A 19,218-nucleotide genomic window follows, 5' to 3' on the forward strand; every position below is an offset into this window, starting at 1 on the left:
GTGTCACTCGCCTGTGGATAACAGTCCGCGATATGTCAGCTTTGCGGTCTTTTGAAGGCCGAGATGCCAGCAGATTGACAGGAAACCAGGGCTGCGCGGGACCGTCCTCGGGGGGTAGGAGAGCGGTCCCGGTGGCCCGGTTCGACGGCGCTCAGGCCGGATCGATCTCCCGGAGCAGGCCCGTCTTCACATCGAAGACGAAGCCGCGCACATCGTCGGAGTGCAGCAGGAACGGGTTGGTGCGCACCCGCTGCATGGACTGCCGTACGTCCTGGTCCACGTCCCGGAAGGACTCCACCGCCCAGGCCGGACGCTGGCCGACCTCCGCCTCCAACTCGGTGCGGAAGTCCTCGGTGAGCGCCTCCAGGCCGCAGCCGGTGTGGTGGATGAGGACCACGCTGCGGGTGCCGAGCTTGCGCTGGCTGATGGTGAGGGAGCGGATCACGTCGTCGGTGACCACACCGCCCGCGTTGCGGATGGTGTGGCAGTCGCCCAGCTCCAGGCCGAGCGCGTCGTGCAGGTCGAGGCGGGCGTCCATGCAGGCCACGACCGCGACACGGAGGACGGGACGGGCATCCATCCCGGGGTCGGTGAACGCGGCCGCGTACCGCTCGTTCGCCTCGACGAGACGGTCGGTGACGGTGCCGTCGGATATGGCGCCTTCGGGCCCGGTGGGAACTGCTGCGGAGGTCGTCATAACCATGACGGTACTGGTCACGCCCGCTGGGGGCGCTCTGTGAGAGAGGACAAAGAACGTCATTGAGCCTTGTTGTGAGGTAACCCACAGGAGTGGCCGCATCACGGCCGTACGGGTGATTTCTCCGGATCCGCGGCTTCGCCCGGAGGCGGTGCCGCGCCGCGCAGGCCGGTTGATTGACCGCGAGAAGCCGTGGACTAGAGTGACGCGGAGCGGGAGGCGAGGCCCCCCGCTGGACTGAAATCCCCAGGAGATCCGGTGACAGCCCGGCGATCTCCCCGCGTGCGCGGCGCGTACGTGCGGCTCGCGCCGGACCTGAGAGGGCCCCTTGAGCAACAGCCGCCACGTCCCCGTCATGCTCCAGCGATGCCTGGACATGCTGGCCCCGGCCCTCACGGAGCCCGGCGCGGTGGTGGTCGACTGCACCCTCGGCCTCGGCGGCCACAGCGAGGCCCTCCTCACCCGGTTCCCCGAGGCCCGGCTCGTCGCCCTCGACCGCGACAAGGAGGCCCTGCGCCTCTCCGGCGAACGGCTTGCCCCCTACGGCGAGCGCGCCACCCTCGTGCACGCCGTCTACGACGAACTCCCCGACGTCCTCGACCGCCTGGGCCTCCCGCGCGTCCAGGGCATCCTGTTCGACCTCGGCGTCTCCTCCATGCAACTCGACGAGGCCGACCGGGGCTTCGCGTACGCCCAGGACGCCCCCCTCGACATGCGGATGGACCAGACGACCGGCATCAGCGCGGCCGAGGTCCTCAACACCTACGCGCCGGGCGAACTCGTGCGGATCCTCAGGGCGTACGGCGAGGAGAAGCAGGCCAAGCGGATCGTCTCCGCGATCGTGCGCGAGCGCGACAAGGAGCCCTTCACCGACAGCGCCCGCCTCGTCGAACTGATCCGCGACTCCCTGCCGCAGGCGGCCAAGCGCACCGGCGGCAACCCCGCCAAGCGCACCTTCCAGGCGCTGCGCATCGAGGTCAACGGCGAACTCACCGTCCTGGAACGGGCGATTCCCGCCGCCGTGAAGGCCCTCGCGGTCGGCGGCCGGATCGCCGTGCTGTCGTACCACTCCCTCGAAGACCGTCTGGTGAAGCAGGTGCTCGCGGCCGGCGCCGCCACCACCGCGCCCCCCGGACTGCCCGTCGTCCCCGAGCGCTATCAGCCGAGGCTCAAGCTCCTCACCCGTGGTGCCGAACTTCCCACCGAGGAAGAGGTCGCCGAGAACCGGCGCGCCGCCCCCGCGCGTCTGCGCGGGGCGGAACGCGTACGGGAGAACCTCGAATGAGGCGTACGAGGCGGCCGCACACGGTGTGTGAAGGGGACGGTGAGTGAGTCCGACAAGCGAACTCGCGGGGACGGTGAGTGAGTCCGGAAACCGAACTCACAAGGAGGCCTCGTGAGCAGGAAACCCGAACTGAGAGGCCGGGCCGCCCGTCTCGCGCGGCTCCTGCCCACCCGGCCCAAGGGCGCCGCGCGCACCCCGTTCGTCCTCCTCGTCGTCCTGCTCCTGGGCGGCGGCCTCATCGCCCTCCTCGTGCTGAACTCCGCGCTCAGTGAAGGTTCGTTCAAGCTCGACGACCTCCAGGACGACGTGAAGAGCTACACCGACGAGGAACAGGCGCTCCAGCGGGACGTGGACGCCTACTCCGCGCCCGACGCCCTCCAGCGCCGCGCCCGCGAGCTGGGCATGGTCCCCGGCGGCGACCCGGCCTTCCTGGACCCCGACGGCACGGTCAAGGGCGTACCGAGCGCCGCCCAGCAGTCCGTGGCCCGTATGCCGCTCGTCCTCGCGCCCGAGATCCTCGACCCCGGCCCGCCCACGAGCCCGACCCCCACGCCCTCGGCGACTCCGACTCCGACTCCGACTCCGACGCCGTCGGCGCAGAGGCAGACTCCGGCGCCTGCGGCCACCCCCACCCCCACTCCCACCCCCACGCCGACCGCGACCCCCACCCCCATCGGCGCGTCCGTGCACTCCCCCCAGCTCCCGACGACCCCCGGCAGGTGACGGAAGTGGCCGATTCAGGCAGGCAGCCCCCCCGCCGCCGCGTACCGGGACCCGCCCGGCCCGTGCGTCCGGGCGGCCAACAGCGCCGGCCGGGCCCCGGCGCCCGCCCCACCGCGCAGCGCCGCCCCGCCTCGCCCCGGCAGCCGGCCGCGCGCACCATCCGCCTGGGCAGCCCGCGCCCCCGGCTGCGCATGGTGAGTCTCGCGCTGACCCTGGTGATGATCGCCTTCGTCGTGCGGCTGCTCCAGGTGCAGGCCGTCGACGCGAGCGAGTACGCCGCCAAGGCCGACCGCAACCGTTACGTCGGCCGGGTGCTGGCCGCCGAACGCGGCGGGATCACCGACCGCAACGGCGTCGACCTGGCGATCAGCACCGACGCCAACGACATCACGGCCGACCCGACGATGTTCACGCGCGAGCAGTTGAAGGTCGACGACGGGCCCGAGCAGGCCGCCGCGCTCCTCGCCCCGATCCTCGGCGCGGACCAGGAGACGCTCACCAAGAGGCTGAGCACCAAGAACACGCGCTATGTGCTGCTCGCCCGCCGCCAGACCCCCCAGGTCTGGAACCAGATCAGTGATCTGAAGTCCGCGCTCGTCCAGCGGGCCAGGGAGGAGAAGGGCACGGTCAACGTCCTGGCCGGCGTCTTCCAGGAGCCCAGCAGCAAGCGCGTGTACCCCAACGGCGATCTCGCCGCCGGGATACTGGGCTGGGTCAACTCCGAGGGCAAGGGCGGGGGCGGCATCGAGCAGCAGTTGAACAACCGTCTGGCGGGCAAGGACGGCAAGATCCGCTACGCCCAGTCCGGCGGCCGTCTGGTGCCCACCGCGGGCTCCACCGAGACCCCCGCCGTGGCCGGCTCCGACGTCGAGCTGACCATCGACCGCGACATCCAGTGGGCCGCGCAGAACGCCATCACCGAGCAGGTGAAGAAGTCCAAGGCCGACCGCGGCTACGTGATAGTGCAGGACACCCGCACCGGCGAGATCCTCGCGATGGCCAACTCGCCCGGCTTCGACCCCAACGACCTCACGAAGGCGAACCCGGACGCGCTCGGCAACGCGGCCCTCCAGGACGCCTACGAGCCCGGCTCCACCGCCAAGGTCATGTCGATGGCCGCCGTCCTGGAGGAGAACGTCGCCACGCCCGGCACGCACGTCACCGTGCCCAACCGGCTGCACCGCGGCGACCGGCTCTTCAAGGACGACATCGACCACCCGACCTGGTACCTGACGCTCAACGGCGTCCTCGCCAAGTCCAGCAACATCGGCACCATCCTCGCCACCGGCGAACTCGGCAGGAACCAGCAGGAGTCCAACAAGATCCTCTACAACTACCTGCGCAAGTTCGGCATCGGCGACCCCACCGGCCTCGGTTTCCCCGGCGAGACCAAGGGCATCCTCGCCGCGCCCGGCGACTGGTCGACCTCCCAGCAGTACACGATCCCTTTCGGCCAGGGCGTGTCGATAAACGCCATGCAGGCGGCCTCCGTCTACTCGACGATCGCCAACGGCGGCGTACGCGTGGAGCCGACCCTCGTCCGGGGCACCAAGGGTCCGGACGGCCGCTTCACCCCCTCTCCCAAGCCCGGGAAGACGCGGGTCGTGAGCGAGAAGACGGCGAAGACCCTCGCCCGGATGCTGGAGTCCGTGGTGGACGACGAGGAGGGTACGGGCACGAAGGCACGCATCCCCGGCTACCGGGTCGCGGGCAAGACGGGTACGGCCAACCGTGTGGATCCGGCCACCGGCAGATACCGCGGCTACACCTCGTCGTTCGCCGGGTTCGCGCCCGCCGACAAGCCGAGGATCACCGTCTACTGCGCGATCCAGAACGCCACCAAGGGCAACTACTTCGGCGGCCAGATCTGCGGACCCATCTACAAGGAGGTCATGGAGTTCGCCCTGAAGACCCTCCAGGTCCCGCCCACCGGGGCGAAGCCCGCGAATCTGCCCGTCGCCTTCACCCCCTGAGGCCCGCGACCAGGCCACCCGCCTCCCGACGACCTGCCGATCCGCCCGCCGACCAGCGCAACCAGCCAGGAACCGACTCGTGACCATGATCACTCCCGACCCCGGGAACCAAGCACCACGGCCCCGCTCGCACAAACCCTCGCTTCGCTCCGGCGGGGGTGCGCCCGGTACGCTCACCGCCGTGCCACACGCTGATCAGTCCCAAACCACCCAGAAGGGCGTTCCTGTGACATATCCGGGACCGCCCAGGCCGACCCAGGTCTCCGCCACACCCCTCGCGGAGCTCGCCGGCCAGGTGGGTGCCGAGCAGCCGGGGGGCGTCGCGGAGGTCACGGGCATCACCCATGACTCGCGTGCCGTCCGCCCCGGCGATCTGTACGCCGCCCTGCCCGGTGCCCGTCTGCACGGCGCCGACTTCGTGGACCAGGCGGTCGGCCTCGGCGCCGTCGCCGTGCTCACCGACCCGAGCGGCGCCGAGCGTGCCGCCGCCGCCGGACTCCCCGCGCTCGTCGTGGAGAACCCCCGCGCGCGGATGGGCGAACTGGCGGCCACGATCTACGGCCGGCCGGGCCGCGATCTGCTCCAGATCGGCATCACCGGCACCTCCGGCAAGACCACCACCGCGTACCTGGTCGAGGGCGGCCTGAGGACCGTCCGCTCCACCGGCCTCATCGGCACGGTCGAGATGCGCATCGGCGACGAGCGCATCAAGTCCGAGCGGACCACGCCCGAAGCCACCGACCTCCAGGCCCTGTTCGCGGTCATGAGCGAACGCGGTGTCGACTCGGTCGTCATGGAGGTCTCCAGCCACGCGCTGGTCCTCGGCCGAGTCGACGGTTGCGTCTTCGACGTGGCGGTCTTCAACAACCTCAGCCCGGAACACATGGAGTTCCACTCCGGCATGGAGGACTACTTCCAGGCCAAGGCGGGGCTCTTCACACCGGAACGCAGCAGGCTCGGCGTCGTCAATGTCGACGACGAGTACGGTCGCCGGCTCGTCGACGAGGCCACGGTCCCGGTCGTCACGTTCTCGGCCGAGGGGCACCCCGACGCCGACTGGCGCGCCGAGGACGTCCGGGTCGGGCCGATGGACTCGACGTTCACGGCGGTCGGCCCCAAGGGCGAGCGGATCACCGCCAGGTCGCCGCTGCCGGGCACCTTCAACGTCGCCAACACGCTGGCGGCCGTCGTCGCGCTGGCCGTCGCCGGGATCGACCCGCAGACCGCCGCCGACGGTATCGCCGCCGTCCCCGGCGTGCCGGGCCGGCTGGAGCGCGTGGACGCCGGTCAGCCGTATCTCGCGGTCGTCGACTACGCCCACAAGACGGACGCCGTGGAGTCGGTCCTCAAGGCGCTGCGCAAGGTCACCGAGGGCAACCTGCACGTCGTCCTCGGCTGCGGCGGCGACCGGGACACGACCAAGCGCGGGCCGATGGGCGCCGCCATGGCCCGGCTCTCCGACACCGCCGTACTGACCTCCGACAACCCCCGCTCCGAGGACCCCCTCGCGATCCTCGCGACCATGCTCGAAGGCGCGGCGTCCGTGCCGTCGCACGAGCGCGGCGAGGTCCTCCTCTTCGAGGACCGGGCCGCCGCGATCGCCGCGGCGGTGGCCCGCGCGCGGCCGGGCGACACCGTGCTGGTCGCGGGCAAGGGCCATGAGCAGGGCCAGGACATCGCCGGCGTGGTCCGTCCCTTCGACGACCGCCAGGTGCTTCGCGAAGCTATCCAGCAGACCCAGGGATGAACTTGTGATCGCCCTCTCTCTCGCCGAGATCGCAGAAGTCGTCGGCGGGCAGACGCACGACATACCGGATCCGTCGGCGCGGGTCACCGGACCGGTCGTCCGGGACTCCCGCGAGGTGGAGCCCGGCAGCCTCTTCGTCGCCTTCGCGGGCGAGCGCGTGGACGGACACGACTTCGCGGCCGCGGTCGTCGAGGCGGGTGCGGCAGCGGTGCTGGCGTCCCGTCCCGTCGGCGTGCCCGCGATCGTCGTGACCGACGTCCAGGCAGCGCTCGGCGCCCTCGCCCGGCACGTCGTCGAGAAGCTCGGCACGACCCTCGTGGCCCTCACCGGCTCCGCGGGCAAGACCAGCACCAAGGACCTGATCGCCCAGGTGCTCCGGACCAAGGCCCCGACGGTGTTCACGCCCGGCTCCCTCAACAACGAGATCGGGCTGCCCCTCACCGCGCTCAGCGCCACGGAGGAAACCCGTTTCCTGGTCCTGGAGATGGGCGCCCGGGGCATCGGCCACATCAAGTACCTCACCGACCTGACGCCGCCGAAGGTCGGCCTCGTGCTGAACGTCGGCACCGCCCACATCGGCGAGTTCGGCGGCCGCGAGCAGATCGCGCAGGCCAAGGGCGAGCTGGTGGAGGCACTTCCCCCGGCGAGCGAGGGCGGCGCCGCGATCCTCAACGCCGACGACCCCCTGGTCCGGGCCATGGCGTCCCGTACGAAGGCCCGGGTGCTCCTCTTCGGAGAGTCCGGCGAAGCGGACGTACGCGCCGAGAACGTGACGCTCACGGACGCGGGACAGCCCGCGTTCAGGCTTCACACACCCTCCGGTGCAAGCGATGTGACCATGCGCCTGTACGGTGAGCACCACGTGTCGAACGCGCTCGCCGCGGCCGCCGTCGCCCATGAGCTGGGCATGTCCGTAAGTGAGATCGCCACCGCGCTCTCCGAGGCGGGCTCCCTCTCCCGCTGGCGCATGGAGGTCACCGAGCGCCCGGACGGCGTGACGGTCGTCAACGACGCCTACAACGCGAACCCCGAGTCCATGCGAGCGGCCCTGCGCGCGCTCGCGGCCATGGGCAAGGGGCGGCGGACCTGGGCGGTGCTCGGCAAGATGGCCGAGCTCGGGGACGAATCGCTCGCCGAGCACGACGCGGTCGGACGGCTCGCCGTCCGGCTCAATGTCGGCAAGCTCGTCGCGGTCGGGGGCAGGGAAGCGTCCTGGCTGCAACTGGGCGCATATAACGAGGGTTCGTGGGGTGAGGAGTCGGTGCACGTGTCCGACGCACAGGCGGCGGTCGACCTGTTGCGCAGTCAGTTGCGCCCGGGAGACGTCGTACTCGTGAAGGCGTCCCGGTCGGTCGGGCTCGAGAGCGTGGCGCAGGCGCTGCTCGACAGCGGCAACGAGGGTGAGGTTGCCGCCCGATGATGAAGCAGATCCTGTTCGCGGGAGTCATTGGCCTCTTCCTGACCCTGGTCGGCACCCCGCTGCTGATCAAGCTGCTGGCCCGCAAGGGCTACGGCCAGTACATCCGCGACGACGGCCCGCGCACGCACGGCAGCAAGCGCGGTACGCCGACGATGGGCGGTATCGCCTTCATCCTGGCGACGATCGCCGCGTACTTCCTGTCCAAGCTGATCACGGGCTACACGCCGACCTTCTCCGGTCTGCTGGTGCTCGGCCTGATGGGCGGCATGGGCCTCGTCGGCTTCCTCGACGACTACATCAAGATCGTCAAGCGCCGTTCGCTCGGTCTGCGGGCCAAGGCCAAGATGGCAGGCCAGCTGATCGTCGGTATCGGCTTCGCGGTCCTCGCGCTGCAGTTCCCGGACGCCCGCGACCAGACGCCGGCCTCCACCAAGATCTCCTTCGTCGAGGACTTCGGCTGGACCATCGGCCCGGTGCTGTTCGTCATCTGGGCCCTGTTCATGATCCTCGCCATGTCGAACGGCGTGAACCTGACCGACGGTCTGGACGGCCTCGCCACCGGCGCCTCCGTCCTCGTCTTCGGCGCCTACACCTTCATCGGCGTCTGGCAGTTCCAGGAGTCCTGCGCCAACACGGAGACGCTGACCAACCCGGCGGCCTGCTTCGAGGTACGAGATCCGCTCGACCTGGCGATCGTCGCCTCCGCGCTGATGGGCGCCTGTCTCGGCTTCCTGTGGTGGAACACCTCGCCGGCCAAGATCTTCATGGGTGACACCGGCTCGCTGGCCCTCGGCGGCGCGCTCGCCGGTCTCGCGATCTGCTCCCGCACCGAGCTGCTCCTCGCGCTCCTCGGCGGTCTGTTCGTCCTCATCACCATGTCGGTCGTCATCCAGGTCGGCTCGTTCCGCCTCACCGGCAAGCGCGTCTTCCGTATGGCACCCCTCCAGCACCACTTCGAGCTCAAGGGGTGGTCCGAGGTCCTTGTCGTGGTCCGCTTCTGGATCATCCAGGGCATCTGTGTGATCGTCGGACTGGGCCTCTTCTACGCGGGATGGGCGGCCGAGAAGTGACCGACTGGCAGGGCAAGCGCGTCACCGTCGCCGGGCTCGGCGTCTCCGGTATCCCGGCGGCCAAGGTCCTGCACGGCCTCGGCGCGGCCGTCACGGTCGTCAACGACGGCGACGACGACCGCGCCCGGACGCAGGCCGCCGAACTGGAGGCGCTCGGCATCACCGTCCGCCTCGGCGACGGCGCGACCCTGCCGGAGGGCACCGAACTCGTCGTCACCACCCCCGGCTGGAAGCCGGACAAGCCGCTGTTCTCGGCGGCCCGCGCGGCCGGTCTGGAGATCTGGGGCGACGTCGAACTGGCCTGGCGGCTGCGGGGCCCTGACGCGGCCCCCTGGCTGGCCGTCACCGGCACCAACGGCAAGACCACGACCGTCCAGATGCTCGCCTCGATCCTGACGGCGGCGGGCCTGCGCACGGCCGCCGTCGGCAACATCGGGGTCTCGCTGCTGGACGTCGTCCTCGGCGACGAGCAGTACGACGTCCTGGCGGTGGAGCTGTCCAGCTACCAGCTCCACTGGTCGCCCTCCCTGCGCGCCCACTCCGCCGTGGTCCTCAACCTCGCCCCCGACCACCTCGACTGGCACGGCTCCATGGAGGCGTACGCCGCCGACAAGGGCCGCGTCTACGAGGGCAACCGGGTCGCCTGCGTCTACAACGTGGCCGACAAGGCCACCGAGGACCTGGTGCGCGAGGCGGACGTCGAAGAGGGCTGCCGGGCCGTCGGATTCACGCTCGGCACGCCCGGGCCCTCCCAACTCGGCGTCGTCGACGGCATCCTGGTCGACCGCGCCTTCGTCGAGAACCGGCAGAAGAACGCCCAGGAACTCGCCGAGGTCGCGGACGTCGACCCGCCGGCCCCGCACAACATCGCCAACGCCCTCGCGGCGGCGGCCCTCGCCCGCGCCTTCGGGGTGCCCGCCGCGGCCGTACGGGACGGGCTGCGGGCCTTCACCCCGGACGCGCACCGCATCGCGCACGTGGCCGACGTGGACGGCGTCGCGTACATCGACGACTCCAAAGCCACCAACACGCACGCGGCGCAGGCCTCGTTGGCGGCGTACGAGTCGATCGTGTGGATCGCCGGCGGACTCGCCAAGGGCGCGACCTTCGACGAACTCGTCGCCGGTGCGGCCGGGCGGCTGCGGGGCGTCGTACTGATCGGCGCGGATCGCGCGCTGATCCGGGAAGCGCTCGCGCGACACGCCCCCGAAGTGCCGGTCGTCGACCTCGACCGGACCGACACTGGGGCGATGTCCGCCGCCGTCCGCGAGGCGCGGACGCTGGCACGGACGGGCGACACGGTGCTCCTGGCGCCGGCCTGCGCGTCGATGGACATGTTCGTCAACTACAACAAGCGCGGGGACGCGTTCGCGGAGGCTGTGCGCGAACTCTCCCCTGCGGACGGCTGACCCGGCCCGGCTTCGCCTGGCGGCGCCGGGTGAGACTGGGAGGGACGCGTGACACGGATGTGGTCGGTCGGCGGCGAAGGCGCCCCCGATGCCGAGTAGCCGTACGAGCCGCGCGCCCCTCCAGCGCGTCACCCGGCGGCCGCCCGTCTCCCGGCCGCCGCGCGAGAACCCCGTGCGGCGGTTCCTCACCCGGGCCCGGAAGGCCTGGGACCGGCCGCTGACCGCCTACTACCTGATCCTCGGCGGCAGCCTGCTGATCACCGTGCTGGGGCTGGTGATGGTCTACTCGGCCTCTCAGATCACGGCGTTGCAGAAGTCGCTCCCGGGGACCTTCTTCTTCCGCAAGCAGTTCCTCGCGGCGACGATCGGCACCGCGCTGCTGCTCCTGGCCTCGCGGATGCCGGTCAAACTGCACCGCGCGCTGGCCTATCCGATCCTGGCCGGCTGTGTGTTCCTGATGGCCCTGGTTCAAGTGCCGGGGATAGGGCAGTCGATCAACGGCAACCAGAACTGGATCGCCATCGGCGGCTCCTTCCAGATCCAGCCCAGCGAGTTCGGAAAGCTGGCGCTGGTGCTGTGGGGCGCGGATCTGCTGGCCCGTAAGGAGGACAAGCGGCTGCTCACCCAGTGGAAGCACATGCTCGTGCCGCTCGTTCCGGTGGCGTTCATGCTCCTCGGGCTGATCATGATCGGCGGTGACATGGGCACCGCGATCATTCTCACGGCGATCCTGTTCGGCCTGCTGTGGCTGGCCGGGGCGCCGACTCGGCTGTTCACGGGCGTGCTGTCCATCGCCGGGCTCATCGGCTTCATCCTGATCACGACCAGCGACAACCGTATGGCCCGTCTGGCCTGCATCGGAGCCACCGAACCCCGTACGGACGGCGCCGACTGCTGGCAGGCCGTGCATGGCATCTACGCCCTGGCCTCGGGTGGAATCTTCGGCTCCGGGCTCGGCGCCAGTGTGGAAAAATGGGGCCAACTCCCGGAAGCGCACACCGACTTCATCTTCGCCGTCACCGGTGAGGAACTGGGCCTCGCGGGGACGCTGTCGGTGCTCGCCCTCTTCGCGGCTCTAGGCTATGCGGGTATCCGCGTGGCCGGACGCACGGAGGACCCCTTCGTCAGGTATGCCGCGGGAGGCGTGACCACCTGGATCACCGCTCAGGCAGTGATCAACATCGGTGCGGTGCTCGGTCTGCTGCCGATCGCCGGAGTCCCGCTCCCGCTGTTCTCCTACGGGGGTTCCGCCCTGCTGCCGACCATGTTCGCCATCGGGTTGCTGATCGCGTTCGCGCGCGACGAGCCCGCAGCGCGGGCGGCGCTTGCCATGCGGCAACCCCGCTTTGGTAGAAAGCGTGGCGGCGGCCCTTCGGGGCCCGGGAGATGGAACACGATGCGACGGCGTGCCTCGGCACGTTCGTCCGGAGAGCGGTGAATTTCGGTGCATGTCGTACTCGCCGGTGGCGGAACCGCCGGTCACATCGAGCCCGCGCTCGCCCTCGCGGACGCCCTGCGCAGGCAGGACCCGACCGTGGGCATCACGGCCCTGGGCACGGAGCGCGGCCTCGAGACACGCCTCGTCCCCGAGCGCGGCTACGAACTCGCGCTGATCCCCGCCGTACCCCTGCCACGCAAGCCCACCCCCGAGCTGATCACCGTGCCCGGCCGGCTGCGCGGCACGATCAAGGCGACCGAGCAGATCCTGGAGCGCACCAAGGCGGACGCCGTCGTCGGCTTCGGCGGCTATGTCGCCCTGCCCGGCTATCTCGCCGCCAAGCGCCTCGGGGTGCCGATCGTCGTCCACGAGGCCAACGCCCGCCCCGGCCTCGCCAACAAGATCGGCTCCCGGTACGCCGCCCAGGTCGCCGTCTCCACCCCCGACAGCAAGCTCCGCGACGCCCGCTACATCGGCATCCCGCTGCGCCGCGCCATCGCCACCCTGGACCGGGCCGCGGCCCGCCCCGAGGCCCGCGCCCTGTTCGGCCTCGACCCGAACCTGCCGACCCTGCTGGTCTCCGGCGGCTCCCAGGGCGCCCGCCGCCTCAACGAGGTCGTCCAGCAGGTCGCGCCCTACCTCCAGCAGGCCGGGATCCAGATCCTGCACGCGGTCGGGCCGAAGAACGAACTGCCGCAGGTGCACCAGATGCCGGGAATGCCCCCCTACGTCCCGGTACCGTACGTGGACCGGATGGACCTCGCGTACGCCGCGGCCGACATGATGCTCTGCCGCGCGGGCGCGATGACCGTCGCCGAACTCTCCGCCGTCGGGCTCCCGGCCGCCTACGTCCCGCTGCCCATCGGCAACGGCGAACAGCGGCTCAACGCCCAGCCGGTGGTCAAGGCCGGCGGCGGACTGCTGGTCGACGACGCGGAACTGACGCCCCAGTGGGTGCAGCAGAACGTGCTGCCCGTCCTCGCCGACCCGCACCGGCTGTACGAGATGTCCCGCGCGGCCAGCGAGTTCGGCCGCCGGGACGCCGACGACCTGCTCGTCGGGATGGTGTACGAGGCGATCGCCGCCAAGCGTGGACACCGCTAGGGGACGGAACGGCGAGTGAGCCGCCCCGGGGGGCGGACCGAGCCAGGAGAGGGAGTGCGCGTGGCCGGACCGACGACCGCCGAACGCGGCGCGGACGAGGATCTTGACTCCGGCCCGCCGCCGCGCCGGCGGCTCCCCGGCCCCCGGGCACTGATCGCCGCCGCGGTCGCCCTGCTGCTGGTCGGCGGCGCCTCGGTCTGGACCCTGTACGGCTCCTCGTGGCTGCGGGCCGAGCAGGTGTCCGTGTCGGGCACCCGTGTGCTGACCGAGGATCAGGTGCGCGGGGTCGCCGATGTGCCGCTCGGCGATCCACTGGTCTCCGTCGACCTCGACGGGATCGAGTCACGGCTGCTCAGGGAATTGCCCCGGATCGACTCCGTCGAGGTCGTCCGTTCCTGGCCCCATGGAATCGGGCTGAAAGTGAGCGAGCGTACCGCCGTCCTGATTGTCGAAGCGGCCGGAAATGCGGGCAAGTACGTCGAAGTGGACGCGAAGGGTGTGCGTTTTGCCACGGTTTCGCGCGCCCCGGAAGGCGTTCCCCTGCTCGAATTGTCGATGTCCCGGTCGGGTTCCTCCGCCGCCAGTCTGCGGCGATTCGACGAGGACCGGCTCGTACGGGAGGCCGTGCGGGCCGCCGGTGCCATTCCGGCCGCGATCGCGCACGAGACCCTTGTCGTCAAGGTCCGTTCCTATGACTCCATCTCGCTGGAGTTGACCGGAGACCGTACGGTCGCGTGGGGGAGTGCGGAGAAGGGGCGCGCGAAGGCGCGCGCGCTCACCGCCCTGATGAAAGCAGCCCCGGACGCGGGGCACTTCGACGTGAGCGTCCCCACCGCGCCCGCGTCATCAGGGAGTTGACGCCCATCCGTGCAGGCCAGCACCCTGGTTGGGCAGCGCTATGGCTGATCACATAGGGTGAAAAGAAAAACGGGAGGTTCGGCGTGTTCGTTGAACGTGCGCCACTTGTCGACTTAGTGTCCTGTTCGGAAGAGTCCAAGGAACAGTCACACTGGTAACCCTAAACTTCAGCGTTAGGGTTCGGGTCGGCGTTCGGACCGTCCCACTTCGGCATCAGTCGTCGCGTCGCGGGTACCTCGCGAAGCGGCGACACGTAACTCGAGGCGAGAGGCCTTCGACGTGGCAGCACCGCAGAACTACCTCGCAGTCATCAAAGTCATCGGTGTCGGCGGCGGTGGTGTCAATGCCATCAACCGGATGATCGAGGTCGGTCTCAAGGGCGTCGAGTTCATCGCCATCAACACCGACGCGCAAGCTCTGTTGATGAGCGACGCCGACGTCAAGCTCGACGTCGGCCGGGAACTCACCCGCGGACTCGGCGCCGGCGCCAACCCGGCCGTCGGCCGCAAGGCGGCCGAGGATCATCGCGAGGAGATCGAGGAGGTCCTCAAGGGGGCCGACATGGTCTTCGTGACGGCCGGCGAGGGCGGCGGCACCGGCACCGGCGGCGCGCCCGTCGTGGCCAACATCGCCCGCTCACTGGGCGCCCTCACCATCGGCGTGGTCACCCGCCCCTTCACCTTCGAGGGCCGCCGCCGCGCCAACCAGGCCGAGGACGGCATCGCCGAGCTCCGTGAGGAGGTCGACACCCTCATCGTCATCCCGAACGACCGGCTGCTGTCCATCTCGGACCGCCAGGTCTCCGTTCTGGACGCGTTCAAGTCGGCCGACCAGGTCCTGCTCTCCGGTGTCCAGGGCATCACCGACCTCATCACCACCCCCGGTCTGATCAACCTCGACTTCGCCGACGTCAAGTCCGTGATGTCCGAGGCCGGTTCGGCTCTCATGGGCATCGGCTCGGCCCGCGGCGACGACCGTGCGGTGGCCGCCGCCGAGATGGCGATCTCCTCGCCGCTCCTGGAGGCCTCCATCGACGGCGCCCGGGGCGTGCTGCTCTCCATCTCCGGTGGCTCCGATCTCGGCCTGTTCGAGATCAACGAGGCCGCCCAGCTGGTCAGCGAGGCCGCTCACCCCGAGGCCAACATCATCTTCGGCGCGGTCATCGACGACGCGCTCGGCGACGAGGTCCGGGTCACGGTCATCGCGGCCGGCTTCGACGGGGGGCAGCCCCCGGCCAAGCGGGACAACATCCTCGGCTCGGCCGCGGCCAAGCGCGAGGAGCCGGCACCGGTACGGCCGGCCGAGTCCCGCCCGTCCTTCGGCTCGCTCGGCAGCGTCAAGCCGAAGGAGGAGCCGGCGCCCGCCCCGGAGCCGGTGAACGAGGCCCCGGTCGCCCCGCCGGTCCCGCCGTCCCGGTCCTACACGGACAGCGCGGCGGAGGAGCTGGACGTGCCGGACTTCCTCAAGTGATAGGACAGCGCGAGAACGCGAGCGGCGCGCACTTCGCCTTCACCGACAGGTGGGGCGGGGTGAGCGCCGCTCCGTATGAGGAGCTCAATCTCGGCGGGGCGGTCGGGGACGACGCCGACGCCGTGGCGAAGAACCGGGAGCTGGCGGCCAAGTCCCTGGGCCTGGGGCCGGACCGGGTCGTCTGGATGAACCAGGTGCACGGCGCGGACGTGGCCGTGGTCGACGGACCGTGGGGCTCCGGTCCTGGTTCCGGCGACATCCCCTCCGTCGACGCGCTCGTCACCACCCGGCGCGGTCTCGCGCTCGCCGTCCTCACCGCCGACTGCGTGCCCGTCCTGCTGACCGACCCCGTCGCCGGGGTCGCGGCCGCCGCCCACGCGGGCCGGCCCGGCCTGGTCGCCGGGGTCGTCCCCGCCGCCGTACGTGCCATGACCGACCTCGGCGCCGACCCCGCCCGGATCGTCGCCCGCACCGGACCCGCCGTCTGCGGCCGGTGTTACGAAGTGCCCGAAGCGATGCGCGCCGAGGTGGCCACCGTCGAGCCGGCGGCGTACGCCGAGACCAGTTGGGGCACGCCCTCGGTCGATGTGTGCGCCGGAGTGCACGCACAGCTGGAGCGCCTCGGGGTGCACGACCGGGAGCAGTCGCCGGTGTGCACGCTGGAGTCGCGCGACCACTTCTCGTACCGCCGCGACCGCGCCACGGGGCGACTCGCGGGATATGTCTGGCTGGACTGATGGGCATGACGGACCGTAGGGCACAACTCGCCGGAAACCTGGCGAAGGTGGAGGAGCGCATCGCGGCGGCGTGCGCGGCCGCGGGGCGGAAGCGGGACGAGGTGACCCTGATCGTGGTCACCAAGACCTATCCCGCGAGCGATGTGAGGATCCTGTCGGAACTCGGCGTGCGACATGTCGCCGAGAACAAGGACCAGGACGCGGCGCCCAAGGCTGCCGAATGTTCGGATCTGCCCCTTGTGTGGCACTTCGTGGGGCAGTTGCAGACCAACAAGGTCCGTTCCGTGGTGGGTTATGTGGATCTCGTGCAGTCCGTCGATCGTTCCAGGCTTGTCACGACTCTGTCGAAAGAGGCCGTTCGGGCCGGGCGTGAGGTGGGATGTCTCATCCAGGTCGCGCTCGACGCCGATGAGGGCGGCCGGGGGGAGCGGGGGGGTGTCGGGCCGGACGGAATCGAAGAGTTGGCCGACCTCCTGGCCGGTGCGCCGGGACTGCGGGTCGATGGTCTGATGACCGTCGCGCCGCTCACCGGGGAGTACGCCGGACGCCGACGGGCCGCCTTCGAGCGGCTGGTTGATTTGTCGACGGACCTGCGCCGAGCCCATCCGGCTGCCAACATGGTCTCCGCAGGGATGAGTGCGGACCTCGAGGAGGCCGTGGCGGCCGGAGCGACACATGTACGCGTCGGCACTGCGGTACTCGGAGTCCGTCCCAGGCTCGGGTAACGTCGCCAAGAAGTCGGACCACAGCAGAAAATATGGTCATTCCGTCGAGAGGCGGGCGCAACGACCTCGTGGATCGCGGGCACTTGGGAAGTCGTCGATCCACCACAGAGCGGAGGACTCAGAGCATGGCCGGCGCGATGCGCAAGATGGCGGTCTACCTCGGCCTCGTGGAGGACGATGGGTACGACGGCAGGGGCTTCGACCCCGATGACGACTTCGAGCCCGAGCTCGACCCGGAGCCCGAGCGGGACCACCGCCGGCATGAGCCGGTACATCAGGCGCACCAGCCACATCAGTCCCAAAGGGACGAATCGGTACGAGTGGTGCAGCCGCCGGTGCAACGCGAACCGGTGTCGCACGCCACTTCGCTCCCCGCGGAATCGGTGCGACCCGCCCGGATCGCACCCGTGGCGTCCATCACACAAGAACGTTCGAGTCTGGAGAAGAACGCACCGGTGATCATGCCCAAGGTCGTGTCCGAGCGAGAGCCTTACCGGATCACCACGTTGCACCCACGGACCTACAACGAGGCCCGTACCATCGGGGAACACTTCCGTGAGGGCACCCCGGTGATCATGAATCTGACTGAGATGGACGACACAGATGCGAAGCGACTTGTCGACTTTGCGGCCGGTTTGGTGTTTGGTCTTCACGGCAGCATCGAGCGGGTGACGCAGAAGGTGTTCCTGTTGTCGCCTGCTAACGTCGATGTCACGGCGGAGGACAAGGCCCGTATCGCAGAGGGCGGGTTCTTCAACCAGAGCTGAGACGCACCACCGGAACGAACAGCACGGCACAGGAAACAGGGGAGAGGGAAGCGCAGGTCATGAGCGTGGTTCTGGATGTCATCTACATCGCGCTGATGTGCTTCCTCATCGTGTTGATCTTCCGGTTGGTGATGGACTACGTCTTCCAGTTCGCCCGCTCATGGCAACCCGGCAAGGCGATGGTGGTCGTTCTGGAGGCCACCTACACTGTCACTGATCCACCGCTCAAGCTTCTGCGGCGGTTCATTCCGCCGCTGCGTCTCGGGGGCGTGGCGCTCGACCTGTCCTTCTTCGTATTGATGATCATCGTCTACATCCTGATCACGCTTGTGCGGAGCGCGATGTGAGCGATGTGAGAGATGCGGTCTTGCCGAATGCCGACGACTACGTTGAGGTGAAGAGATGCCGTTGACCCCCGAGGACGTGCGGAACAAGCAGTTCACGACCGTCCGCCTCCGAGAAGGCTATGACGAGGACGAGGTCGATGCCTTCCTCGATGAGGTCGAAGCCGAACTGACGCGCCTGCTCCGCGAGAACGAGGACCTGCGCGCCAAACTGGCCGCGGCCACGCGCGCTGCTGCCCAGAACCAGCAGAACATGCGCAAGCCGCCGGAGCCCCAGGACCAGCAGCAGGGCGGCATGCAGCAAGGTGGCATGCAGCAGCAGGGCGGCATGCAGCAGGGCGGTATGCAGCAACAGGGCGGAATGCCTCAGCAGGGTATGCGCGGTCCCGGTGGACCCGTACCCGCTGGGATATCGGGCCCGCCGCAGCAGATGGGGGGCCCCATGGGTGGCCCGCCCCAGCTGCCGAGCGGCGCTCCGCAGCTGCCCGCGGGCCCTGGTGGCCAAGGGCAGCAGGGTCCCGGCCCGATGGGTCAGGGACCGATGGGCCAGGGCCCCATGGGTCAGGGCCAGATGCAGCAGCAGATGGGCCAGGGCCAGATGGGCCAGGGTCCGATGGGCGGCCAGCCTCCCATGCAGCAGATGGGTGGCCCGATGGGCGGCCCCATGGGTGGTCCGATGGGCGGCCCCGGTCAGGGTCCCGGCGGCGACAGCGCCGCGCGTGTGCTCTCGCTGGCCCAGCAGACCGCCGACCAGGCGATCGCCGAGGCACGTTCCGAGGCCAACAAGATCGTCGGTGAGGCCCGTAGCCGCGCCGAGGGTCTGGAGCGGGACGCCCGTGCCAAGGCCGACGCGCTGGAGCGGGACGCGCAGGAGAAGCACCGTGTCGCGATGGGCTCCCTGGAGTCCGCCCGCGCCACGCTGGAGCGCAAGGTCGAGGATCTGCGCGGCTTCGAGCGCGAGTACCGCACGCGTCTGAAGTCGTACCTGGAGTCGCAGCTGCGTCAGCTGGAGACCCAGGCGGACGACTCGCTGGCTCCGCCGCGCACTCCGGCGACCGCGTCGCTGCCGCCGTCCCCGGCGCCCTCCATGGCTCCGGCCGGCGCGAGCGCCCCGTCGTACGGCGGCAACCCGGGCGGCATGGGTGGAGGCATGGGCGGCGGTATGGGCGCCCCTGCTCCGGCCGCGCCTTCCTACGGCGGTCAGCAGCAGATGTCGCCGGCCATGACCCAGCCGATGGCTCCGGTCCGGCCGCAGGGTCCCTCTCCGATGGGGCAGGCTCCCTCGCCGATGCGTGGGTTCCTCATCGACGAGGACGACAACTGACGATTACTGGTACGCCGTAGGCGTCGGCAGCGTTCAAGGGCGGGGCCCCGGATTTTCGTCCGGGGCCCCGCCCTTTTGCTGTGCGCGGTCGGAGTTCCTGGGTGCTTGTTCGGGGATGGGTGCGGAT

General features: G+C 70.2%; 17 protein-coding genes. 16 read left to right on the forward strand and 1 reads right to left on the reverse strand.

The features are described from left to right. Window positions 1–151: 151 nt before the first annotated feature. Window positions 152–697: a beta-class carbonic anhydrase gene (locus ABT147_RS32260; protein WP_351412757.1), complete on the reverse strand. Its 546-nt coding sequence runs from the start codon at window positions 695–697 to the stop codon at window positions 152–154. Between the two features lie 328 nt (window positions 698–1,025). Here ABT147_RS32260 and rsmH point away from each other — a divergent pair, with 328 nt between their 5' ends. From rsmH to ABT147_RS32340, 16 genes are all read left to right on the forward strand, one after another. Then, window positions 1,026–1,982, forward strand: coding sequence for a 16S rRNA (cytosine(1402)-N(4))-methyltransferase RsmH (gene rsmH / locus ABT147_RS32265; protein ID WP_351412760.1), 957 nt, complete (start codon window positions 1,026–1,028; stop codon window positions 1,980–1,982). Window positions 1,983–2,093: 111 nt separating this feature from the next. Continuing rightward, window positions 2,094–2,705 carry a cell division protein FtsL gene (gene ftsL / locus ABT147_RS32270; protein WP_351412762.1) on the forward strand — a complete coding sequence of 204 codons (612 nt, stop codon included), beginning with the start codon at window positions 2,094–2,096 and terminating at the stop codon, window positions 2,703–2,705. After that, window positions 2,702–4,678: a peptidoglycan D,D-transpeptidase FtsI family protein gene (locus ABT147_RS32275; protein ID WP_502983197.1), complete on the forward strand. Its 1,977-nt coding sequence runs from the start codon at window positions 2,702–2,704 to the stop codon at window positions 4,676–4,678. Before ftsL ends, ABT147_RS32275 begins: the two co-directional genes overlap by 4 nt. A 79-nt stretch (window positions 4,679–4,757) precedes the next feature. Continuing rightward, window positions 4,758–6,425, forward strand: a complete 1,668-nt coding sequence (locus ABT147_RS32280) for a UDP-N-acetylmuramoyl-L-alanyl-D-glutamate--2,6-diaminopimelate ligase (RefSeq protein ID WP_351412764.1) — start codon at window positions 4,758–4,760, stop codon at window positions 6,423–6,425. 4 nt (window positions 6,426–6,429) lie between these two features. Continuing rightward, on the forward strand, window positions 6,430–7,845 hold the full coding sequence (locus ABT147_RS32285) for a UDP-N-acetylmuramoyl-tripeptide--D-alanyl-D-alanine ligase (protein WP_351412767.1): 1,416 nt from the start codon (window positions 6,430–6,432) through the stop codon (window positions 7,843–7,845). Further along, a complete protein-coding gene (gene mraY, locus ABT147_RS32290) occupies window positions 7,842–8,915 on the forward strand; it encodes a phospho-N-acetylmuramoyl-pentapeptide-transferase (protein WP_351412770.1) in 1,074 nt (357 codons plus the stop codon). Before ABT147_RS32285 ends, mraY begins: the two co-directional genes overlap by 4 nt. Next, entirely contained in the window at window positions 8,897–10,324 is a 1,428-nt protein-coding gene (gene murD, locus ABT147_RS32295; protein WP_351412772.1) for a UDP-N-acetylmuramoyl-L-alanine--D-glutamate ligase, read from the forward strand. Before mraY ends, murD begins: the two co-directional genes overlap by 19 nt. An 88-nt stretch (window positions 10,325–10,412) precedes the next feature. Next, complete coding sequence (gene ftsW / locus ABT147_RS32300) at window positions 10,413–11,762, forward strand: putative lipid II flippase FtsW (RefSeq protein WP_351412774.1); 1,350 nt, start codon at window positions 10,413–10,415, stop codon at window positions 11,760–11,762. Between the two features lie 6 nt (window positions 11,763–11,768). Further along, on the forward strand, window positions 11,769–12,866 hold the full coding sequence (gene murG, locus ABT147_RS32305; protein ID WP_351412777.1) for an undecaprenyldiphospho-muramoylpentapeptide beta-N-acetylglucosaminyltransferase: 1,098 nt from the start codon (window positions 11,769–11,771) through the stop codon (window positions 12,864–12,866). 60 nt (window positions 12,867–12,926) lie between these two features. Next, on the forward strand, window positions 12,927–13,724 hold the full coding sequence (locus ABT147_RS32310) for a cell division protein FtsQ/DivIB (RefSeq protein ID WP_351412779.1): 798 nt from the start codon (window positions 12,927–12,929) through the stop codon (window positions 13,722–13,724). 279 nt (window positions 13,725–14,003) lie between these two features. Beyond that, a complete protein-coding gene (gene ftsZ / locus ABT147_RS32315) occupies window positions 14,004–15,194 on the forward strand; it encodes a cell division protein FtsZ (RefSeq protein ID WP_351412781.1) in 1,191 nt (396 codons plus the stop codon). Then, window positions 15,191–15,931 carry a peptidoglycan editing factor PgeF gene (gene pgeF, locus ABT147_RS32320; RefSeq protein ID WP_351412783.1) on the forward strand — a complete coding sequence of 247 codons (741 nt, stop codon included), beginning with the start codon at window positions 15,191–15,193 and terminating at the stop codon, window positions 15,929–15,931. Before ftsZ ends, pgeF begins: the two co-directional genes overlap by 4 nt. Window positions 15,932–15,936: 5 nt before the next feature. Beyond that, window positions 15,937–16,656 (forward strand): YggS family pyridoxal phosphate-dependent enzyme, encoded by a 720-nt coding sequence (locus ABT147_RS32325; protein WP_351412786.1) that lies wholly within the window; start codon window positions 15,937–15,939, stop codon window positions 16,654–16,656. Window positions 16,657–16,781: 125 nt separating this feature from the next. Further along, window positions 16,782–17,423, forward strand: coding sequence for a cell division protein SepF (locus tag ABT147_RS32330; RefSeq protein ID WP_257546418.1), 642 nt, complete (start codon window positions 16,782–16,784; stop codon window positions 17,421–17,423). 59 nt (window positions 17,424–17,482) lie between these two features. Further along, the gene (locus tag ABT147_RS32335; RefSeq protein WP_257563659.1) at window positions 17,483–17,770 is read left to right on the forward strand and encodes a YggT family protein; all 288 of its coding nucleotides are present in this window, start codon (window positions 17,483–17,485) and stop codon (window positions 17,768–17,770) included. A gap of 55 nt (window positions 17,771–17,825) precedes the next feature. Continuing rightward, window positions 17,826–19,091, forward strand: coding sequence for a DivIVA domain-containing protein (locus ABT147_RS32340; protein ID WP_351412789.1), 1,266 nt, complete (start codon window positions 17,826–17,828; stop codon window positions 19,089–19,091). The last annotated feature ends 127 nt before the right edge of the window (window positions 19,092–19,218 follow it).

Source organism: Streptomyces sp. NPDC001868, from assembly GCF_040297125.1.
GTDB lineage: Bacteria > Actinomycetota > Actinomycetes > Streptomycetales > Streptomycetaceae > Streptomyces.